This is a genomic window from Rhodococcus sp. NPDC127593 (assembly GCF_042671975.1).
Lineage (GTDB): Bacteria > Actinomycetota > Actinomycetes > Mycobacteriales > Mycobacteriaceae > Rhodococcus_F.
Genome location: NZ_JBHXWI010000041.1, coordinates 96224 through 102420, shown reverse-complemented (window position 1 = coordinate 102420; position 6197 = coordinate 96224). Strand labels below are relative to the sequence as shown.

Here is a 6197-nt window from a genome sequence, read left to right as displayed (position 1 = left end):
CCGAACTCGCCACCCCGACAACCACTCCCGGCCCCCTACGATCGGCAACGACCGCGTACCGCACCGCCGTCGATACCCTCACCGCCACAGCGCAACTCGCAGCATGAAACATCAAGCAGTCGAACGTGACCCATACACCACAAACTTGACCCCAAAAACCGGCTACGCCGCTTCTAGGCTTCTAGAGGTGCCGGGCCAGCGCGCGACCCGCGGCCCGGCCCGAGAAGATGCAGCCGCCGAGGAAGGTGCCCTCGAGTGCGCTGTAACCGTGGACGCCGCCGCCGCCGAATCCGGCGACCTCACCGGCCGCGTAGAGACCCTCGAACGGTGTGCCGTCGGGCCTGATCACTTGCGAATCGAGGTTGGTTTCGAGGCCGCCGAGGGTCTTGCGGGTGAGCAGGTGCAGCCGGACCGCGATCAGCGGCCCGTTCTTGGGGTCGAGAAGTTCGTGGGGGCTCACGACGCGGGTGATCTTGTCGGCCAGCAGATTCCGTGCGTTGTGGATCGCCATGATCTGGAAATCCTTGGTGTAGCTGTTCTTCACTTCCCGGTCGCGGGCCACGATTTCGCGTTCGAGGTCCTCGTACTTCAGCGGTGCCTCGGGGGTGAGGGCGTTCATGCCGTCGACGAGGTCGCGAAGATTGCCGCGGACGACGAAGTCCGCACCGTGCTGCTTGAACGCCTCGACGGGACCGGGTGCGCCCTTCTTGAGGCGTTCGGCGAGCAGTTTGAAATCGCGGCCGGTGATGTCGGGATTCTGCTCGGAGCCCGACAGCGCGAACTCCTTCTCGATGATCTTCTGGTCGAGGACGAACCACGTGTGGTGGTGGCCGCTGTTCATGATGTGATCGAGGGTTCCCATGGTGTCGAAACCGGGGAAGTTGGGGCTGGGGAGGCGTTTGCCGTTGCCGTCGAACCACATCGACGACGGTCCGGGGATGATGCGGATGCCGTGGTTCGGCCAGATCGGGTCCCAGTTCTGGATGCCCTCGGTGTAGTGCCACATGCGGTCGCGGTTCACGATGTTGCCGCCGGCGTTCTCGGTGATCTCGAGCATGCGGCCGTCGACGTGCGCGGGGACGCCGGCGAGCATGTTCTCGGGAGCCTTGCCGAGGCGGGCGGGCCAATTCTTCTTGACCAGTTCGGGATTGCCGCCGATGCCGCCGGACGTGACGACCACGGCCTGCGCGGAGAATTCGAATTCCCCGACCGCGGTGCGCGAACTCTTCACACCGCGTGCTTCGGTGGACGGTTCGAGGACGGTGCCGCGCACGCCGGTGGCGGCGCCGTCGGTGACGACGATCTCGTCGACCTGGTGACGGTGCTTGAACGTGACGAGGCCCCGCTTCGACGCGGCCATCACGCGCGTGAGGAAGACTTCGACGACACCCGGACCGGTGCCCCAGGTGATGTGGAAGCGCGGAACGGAATTGCCTTGTCCGAGAGCGGATCCGCGTCCGCGTTCGGCCCACCCGACGTTCGGCATCAGACGCAGCCCGAGGTCGTGCAGGTACTGACGCTTCTCGCCTGCCGCGAATTCGACGTACGCCTGGGCCCACAGCCGCGGCCACTGGTCTTCGCGGGCGCGATCGAACGCGGCGGTGCCCATCCAGTCCTGGATCGCCAGTTCGTACGAGTCCTTGATGCCGAGGCGCCGCTGTTCGGGGCTGTCGACGAGGAACAGGCCGCCGAGCGACCAGAAGGCCTGCCCGCCGAGATTCGCGGAACTCTCCTGGTCGACGACGAGGACCTTCCGGCCCGCCTTGACCATCTCGTAGGTGGCGACGAGTCCGGCCAGTCCGGCGCCGACGACGATCACATCAGCCTGTTCGGTCACGAGGACCCCTCTTTCCGGTGTGTGTGGGTGTGGGTGGTGTCGGTTTCGGTGTACGCGGCCACGATGTGGGTGAACAGTTCGAGACGCAGGTCCCGGGCGGACGCGTCGTCGTCCTCGATGAGGCACTGGACGCTCGTGCCGTCGTGCAGGGCCACGAGCGCGCGGCCCAGCACCCGGGGATCGCCGACGACGCGCCGCCCGAGCCGGTGCAGCGCCTTCTCGAGGATCGGCACGATGGTCTCCAGAATCGTGTCCTCACGCGCTGCGAGGGCCTTCTTCAGCGACGGGTTGCGCAGGGCGTGTGCGGTGAATTCCGCGTTGATCCGGTACCACTGGTCGTCGACGGGGACGACTCCGAGCACCAGTTCGGTACCGGCGCGCAGTTTTTCGGCAGGCGTGAGCCCCGAGAGGTCGATGCTCGACGAGTCGGCGGCCACCCGGATCTGTGCGAGCATCGCGCTCGAGCGCTGTTCCCACATGGCGAAGAACATCTCGTCCAGCGAGGCGAAGTTGGAGTAGAAGGCGCCGCGGGTGTAGCCGCCGCGTTCGCAGATCTGCTCGACCGTCGACCGGCCGAAGCCGTTTTCGGCGAACACCTCGACCGCGGCGTCGAGCAGACGCCGACGAGTCTGGCCTCGCCGTTTCGTCACCCGGCGGGGTGTGTCGGTGGCAGGCTCGGAGGAGCGCGCCGGTGACGTCGGCATGGTCCCTCCTCCGATCGGGTCGACAGCAGCCGTCGATACACTAGCGTATCGGATACACCAGTGTATCGAACTTGGCTGTCAGAGCCTGTTCGGAGAGTTCGGCGGTCTCAGAGGTAGAGGTCCTGCTTTCGGATCAGAGCCGTCGCCACGACGCTGACGACCGAGGTGGCGACCAGGTATCCGCAGGCCAGCCAGGGAGTTCCGCCGCCGACGGCGATCAGGGCGGTGAGGATCATCGGCGTGACGCCCGACGCGTAGATCCCGGAGAACTGATACACCACGGACAGACCGGTGTACCGGATCTCGGTGGGGTACAGGCTCGCGTACAGCGTGCCCTGCGCCCCGTAGAAGAGTGCATGGATGACGCCGAACACCAGCACCATCGCGACACCGAACAGGATGAGATTCTCCGTGCCGAACAACCCGAACGCGGGGAAGACCGCGAGTCCGTAGGCCCCGATCCCGACGAGGTAGATCCTCTTGGCGCCGTACCGGTCGACCAGCAGACCGGAGAACGGCAGGAGCACGGCCATGACCGTCGCGGCGACGGTGACGACCAGCAGGACGGGAATCTTCGCGAACTCCAGGTTCTTGGTCGCGTACGTGATCGCGAAGACACCCCACGTGTTGAACGCGGCGCCTTCACCCCAGCGAGAGAGCAGGCCGAGGACGGTGCCCCGGCGCACCCGGCCGCGGAACACGTCCTTCAGTGGAGCGGAGGAGCGCTTCGAGAGGTCGTGCACCTCCTGGAACGCCGGAGTCTCCTCGACCTTCAGCCGGACCACGAATCCGACGAACACGAGGATCAGGCTCAGCAGGAAGGCGATTCGCCACCCGTAGGAGAGGAACTGGGCGTCGTCGAAGATCACCTGCAACGCGGCGAAGACGCCGGTGCCCAGGGCCAGCCCCAGCGCCAGTCCGATCTGGGGGATGCTGCCGAAGATGCCGCGCTTCTTCGCGGGACTGTGTTCGACGGCGAGGAGCACTGCGCCCGCCCATTCACCGCCCAGTGCGAATCCCTGCAGGATGCGCAGCAGGAGCAGCAGGATCGGCGCGATCACCCCGACCTGCGCGGCCGTGGGCAGCACACCCATCAGAGCGGTGGCGATGCCCATGATGAACATGGTGAGCGCGAGTGTCTTCTTGCGTCCGATGCGGTCGCCGATGTGGCCGAAGACGACTCCGCCGATCGGCCGGACCACGAAACCGACCGCGAACGTGGCGAACGCCAGCATGGTGCCGACGAACGAACTCTGATCAGGGAAGAACAGCTGGTTGAACACCAGGCTGGCGGCCGTCGCGTAGAGGAAGAAGTCGTACCACTCGACGGTCGTCCCGAGGAGGCTGGCGGCGACGACGGTGCGGAGCCGCTTGCGCCGCTCGAGGTCGGATTCGGTCGAGGATGTGTACGGGGCGTCGGACAGCGTAGTCATAGCGCGGCGACCGTAACCCTGCTCGCCGCGGTCGGGCACTACTCCGAATCACGGTGATCGAAACCCTCGCGCGCCGGCTTCGTCGTTGTTGAACTGTCCTGCGCTGCCCATCTGTCGTCGACAAGAGGATCGCGCGTGTCTCTGCATTTCCACTGGTTCCTTCCCACCTACGGTGATTCCCGCAACCTGATGGCGGGTGGTCACGGGAGTTCCATGGCAGGAGACCGTCCGGCGACGCTGCGGTATCTCAATCAGATCGGCGCGGCGGCGGAGTCGAACGGCTTCGAATCGGTCCTGACGCCCACGGGTGCGTGGTGCGAGGACGCGTGGCTCACCACGGCCATGATGCTGGAGACCACCGAGACGTTGAAGTTCCTGGTCGCGCTGCGGCCGGGCCTGCTCAGCCCCACGCTGGCCGCACAGATGGCGGCGACGTTCCAGTGGCAGTCGCAGGGGCGGCTGTTGCTCAACGTCGTCACCGGCGGTGAGGACCACGAGCAGCGCACCTACGGTGACTACCTCGACAAGAACCAGCGCTACGCCCGCTGCGGCGAGTTCCTCGACGTCATCCGGCAGCTGTGGGCGGGAACCGGACCGGTCGACTACGCGGGCGACTACCTCCGGGTGGAGAACGCCCAGTTGCAGCGCATCCCCGACCCGGTGCCGCCGATCTTCTTCGGCGGGTCGTCGCCGGCCGCGGGAACCGTCGCGTCCCAGTTCGCCGACACCTACCTCACGTGGGGTGAGCCGCCGAGCGCCGTCGCCGGGAAGATCGCCTGGATCCGCGACCTCGCGGACGTCCAGGGCCGCACGCTCGATTACGGCATCCGGCTGCACGTGATCAGCCGCGACACGTCCGAGGAGGCGTGGGCCGAGGCCGATCGCCTGCTCTCCGCGCTCGACCCGGCGACGGTCGAGCAGGCGCAGCAGAGTCTGGCGAGGTCGGGTTCCGAAGGCCAGCGCCGCATGCGTGAACTGCACGGCGGCGGGAGCGCCTACTCGAAGGAGGCTGGAGCGCGCGCCCTCGAGGTGGCCCCGAACCTGTGGTCCGGTGTCGGACTGGTCCGCGGCGGCGCAGGCACCGCGCTGGTCGGCTCCCACGAGGAGGTCGCCGACCGCATTGCCGAATACGCGGCGCTCGGGCTCGATCACTTCGTCCTCTCCGGCTACCCGCACCTCGAAGAGGCCTTCAACTTCGGCGAAGGGGTCCGGCCGATCCTCGAACGTCGCGGGCTCGTGCAGTCGCGCAGTCACCGCCCCGGCGACCTGTCCGGGTCGACGGCGTTCCTGTCCTCGAGTCGGTAGTCACTGCCAGACTGAGGGCATGCCAGCAACTGCGCGAGTGCCGAGGGAACTGCTCCCGCACCTGCGCCGTGCCCGCGACCTCGCCGACCGTGACTACGCGCAACCGCTCGACCTCGGCGAACTCGCGGCGACGGCGGGGGTGTCGAAGTACCACTTCCTCCGTTGCTTCGCGGGGGTCTACGGCAGGACTCCGGGCGTCTATCTCGCGGAGCGTCGCGTCGAGCGCGCCCAGGACCTGCTACGGGCGACGAACCTGACGGTCACCGAGATCTGCCACCTCGTCGGGTACACCAGCGTCGGGTCGTTCAGTGCCAAGTTCCGTCAGCTGGTCGGCACGTCACCGTCGGTGTACCAGGCGAAGTTCGCCGAGCACGGGGCGCCGCGGATCCCCGGCTGCTATGTGTTCATGCACGGGCTGAGCGACAGAAATGCCGCAATTTCCGAGAAGCGCAGGCAGTCGCGCCGGACATAGGTTGGTCGCATGATCACCAACGTTTCTCTCGTCACCCTGTGGGTCACCGACCAGGACGACGCCAAGAAGTTCTACATCGACACGCTCGGTTTCGTCGAGGGCACCGACGTCACGATGGGCGACGGGTTCCGGTGGGTGACGATCCTGCACCCCGACCACCCGGAACTCGAGGTCACGCTCATGAAGCCCGGGCCGCCGCTCGACGCCGACATGGCGGAGGCGATCCGCCGGTCGCTGGCCGCCGGAACGATGGGCGGTTTCGGGCTGACCACCACCGACTGTCATCAGACGTACGAGGATCTGGTCGCCAAGGGCGTCGAGTTCACCCAGCCTCCGGCCGAACGCCCCTACGGCGTCGAGGCGGTGATGCGGGACAACTCCGGCAACTGGCTGGTGCTGGTGGAGAAGCGTGCATACACCGGCGAAGACTTCCCGCACTGAGCGAT

At 66.8% G+C, this 6197-nt stretch carries 6 protein-coding genes; 3 read left to right on the top strand and 3 right to left on the bottom strand.

All coding sequences use genetic code 11. The features are described 5' to 3' along the window. Nucleotides 1–181: 181 nt before the first annotated feature. The 3 genes from ACFVJ3_RS32795 to ACFVJ3_RS32785 all read right to left on the bottom strand — a co-directional run bounded on the left by ACFVJ3_RS32795 (nucleotide 182) and on the right by ACFVJ3_RS32785 (nucleotide 3974). The gene (locus tag ACFVJ3_RS32795) at nucleotides 182–1837 is read right to left on the bottom strand and encodes an FAD-binding dehydrogenase (protein WP_378456028.1); all 1656 of its coding nucleotides are present in this window, start codon (nucleotides 1835–1837) and stop codon (nucleotides 182–184) included. After that, on the bottom strand, nucleotides 1834–2541 hold the full coding sequence (locus ACFVJ3_RS32790) for a TetR/AcrR family transcriptional regulator (protein WP_378456027.1): 708 nt from the start codon (nucleotides 2539–2541) through the stop codon (nucleotides 1834–1836). Before ACFVJ3_RS32790 ends, ACFVJ3_RS32795 begins: the two co-directional genes overlap by 4 nt. Before the next feature lie 107 nt (nucleotides 2542–2648). Then, nucleotides 2649–3974, bottom strand: a complete 1326-nt coding sequence (locus ACFVJ3_RS32785) for an MFS transporter (RefSeq protein WP_378456026.1) — start codon at nucleotides 3972–3974, stop codon at nucleotides 2649–2651. Between the two features lie 135 nt (nucleotides 3975–4109). Here ACFVJ3_RS32785 and ACFVJ3_RS32780 point away from each other — a divergent pair, with 135 nt between their 5' ends. From ACFVJ3_RS32780 to ACFVJ3_RS32770, 3 genes are read left to right on the top strand one after another with little or no spacing between them, the layout of a single operon-like run. Further along, entirely contained in the window at nucleotides 4110–5279 is a 1170-nt protein-coding gene (locus tag ACFVJ3_RS32780; protein ID WP_378456025.1) for an LLM class flavin-dependent oxidoreductase, read from the top strand. 19 nt (nucleotides 5280–5298) lie between these two features. Next, on the top strand, nucleotides 5299–5751 hold the full coding sequence (locus ACFVJ3_RS32775; protein ID WP_378456024.1) for a helix-turn-helix domain-containing protein: 453 nt from the start codon (nucleotides 5299–5301) through the stop codon (nucleotides 5749–5751). A gap of 9 nt (nucleotides 5752–5760) precedes the next feature. Further along, nucleotides 5761–6192: a VOC family protein gene (locus ACFVJ3_RS32770; RefSeq protein ID WP_378456023.1), complete on the top strand. Its 432-nt coding sequence runs from the start codon at nucleotides 5761–5763 to the stop codon at nucleotides 6190–6192. Nucleotides 6193–6197: the final 5 nt, after the last annotated feature.

Bases quoted from the DNA above. Each gene is read 5' to 3' on its own strand.
- ACFVJ3_RS32775 (WP_378456024.1), top strand. From the start codon at position 5,299: ATGCCAGCAACTGCGCGAGTGCCGAGGGAACTGCTCCCGCACCTGCGC.
- ACFVJ3_RS32790 (WP_378456027.1), bottom strand. From the start codon at position 2,541: ATGCCGACGTCACCGGCGCGCTCCTCCGAGCCTGCCACCGACACACCC.
- ACFVJ3_RS32785 (WP_378456026.1), bottom strand. From the start codon at position 3,974: ATGACTACGCTGTCCGACGCCCCGTACACATCCTCGACCGAATCCGAC.
- ACFVJ3_RS32770 (WP_378456023.1), top strand. From the start codon at position 5,761: ATGATCACCAACGTTTCTCTCGTCACCCTGTGGGTCACCGACCAGGAC.